Here is a 1,470-nt window from a genome sequence, read left to right as displayed (position 1 = left end):
AAGGAGAAAACAAAATGAAGATCGAGAAAAAACACTTAGACGATATCAAGCGCTGCTACTGCGCCAGCTATATCTGTATGAACGGTGAAAACCATATCCTTCTGGCCAGCGAGGATCCCGATATCGCCTGCAACATGTACAGCGGAAAAGACTTTGAGACAAAGGAAACGGTATGGACCCATCCCGGTGGCTGCATGTCCATCATCCCCATCCCCAACAAAGAGAAGGAATTCCTGGCCGTTCAGGAGTTCTATCTGAAGGTGTCCCCGTCTTTAGCCAAGATCGTATGGGGAAAGTACGATGACGAAAAGGGTTGGCAGATCAAAGACGTCCTGTCTTTACCGTATATCCACCGCTTCGATATCTATGAGGTCGATGGCGCCAACTACTTTATCGGGGCCACCATCGCCACCTCCAAGAAGGAAAAGAACGACTGGTCCGTACCGGGACGCATCTATATCGGAAAGCTGCCCGATGATCCATCCCAGGGTATCGAACTAAAGATCCTGAAAGACGGTCTGTTTCGAAACCACGGCTACTGGCACGGAAAGGAAAACGGAAAGGATGTCGGCTACTTCGGCAGTGATCAGGGCATCCTGAAAGTGACACCGCCGGAAAGGGAAAATGGAGAATGGAAGACCGAGTTCATCCTGGAGGGACAGATCGGTGAGATCGCCACGGCCGACCTGGATGGTGACGGTATCGAAGAGATCATGACCATCGAACCGTTCCATGGCAACTCCATCCAGATCTATAAGAAGGAAGAAAACGGCTATAAGAAAGTATGGACCTATGACAATACCATCGACTTTGCCCATACCCTGGTGGGAACGACCCTATGCGGCAAACCGTCCTTTGTGGCCGGCGTACGAAGAGAAGAGGCCGAACTGTTCTATGTGCAGTATGTGGATGGAGCCTATAAAGCCACGGTCATTGAAAAAGGGGTTGGACCGGCCAACCTGTGCGTGGTCCATGAAAAAGACCGGGATCTGATCGTCAGTGCCAACCATACGGCCAATGAAGCGGCTGTTTATGTGGTCACGGAGGAATAGACGATGCTGGAGAAGATGAAACAGGAAGTCCTGGAAGCCAATCTGCTGCTTCCCAAATACGGACTCATTACCTTTACCTGGGGCAATGTCAGTGCCATCGACCGGGAAAGGGGGATCGTGGCCATCAAACCAAGCGGTGTCGATTACGATACGATGAAGGCCGAAGATATCGTGCTGGTCGATCTGGAAGGCCGTATCGTGGAGGGCAGTCTAAAACCAAGCTCCGATCTTGCGACCCATCTGGAGTTCTACCGAAACTGGAAGAACATCGGCGGTGTGGTGCATACCCATTCCCGATGGGCGACAGGCTTTGCCCAGGCCGGTCTGGATATCCAGGCCCTGGGAACGACACAGGCTGACTACTTCTATGGAAACATACCGTGTACAAGACTCATGAGTGAAGAAGAGATCCACGGTG

The 1,470-nt window shown here is 51.6% G+C and carries 2 protein-coding genes; both read left to right on the top strand.

Annotated elements, in window-relative coordinates; all coding sequences use genetic code 11:
- On the top strand, window positions 1–1,052 hold a 1,052-nt coding region (locus ACTQX6_RS12570), incomplete at its 5' end, for a hypothetical protein (RefSeq protein WP_441657558.1).
- Window positions 1,053–1,055: 3 nt separating this feature from the next.
- The coding region (locus tag ACTQX6_RS12565; protein ID WP_441657557.1) for a class II aldolase/adducin family protein at window positions 1,056–1,470 on the top strand (415 nt) is incomplete at its 3' end.

The sequence above is a fragment of the Faecalicoccus sp. LCP19S3_E2 genome, from assembly GCF_052121255.1.
Taxonomy (GTDB): Bacteria; Bacillota_I; Bacilli_A; order Erysipelotrichales; family Erysipelotrichaceae; genus Faecalicoccus.
This window is presented reverse-complemented; position numbering and strand designations above follow the sequence as displayed.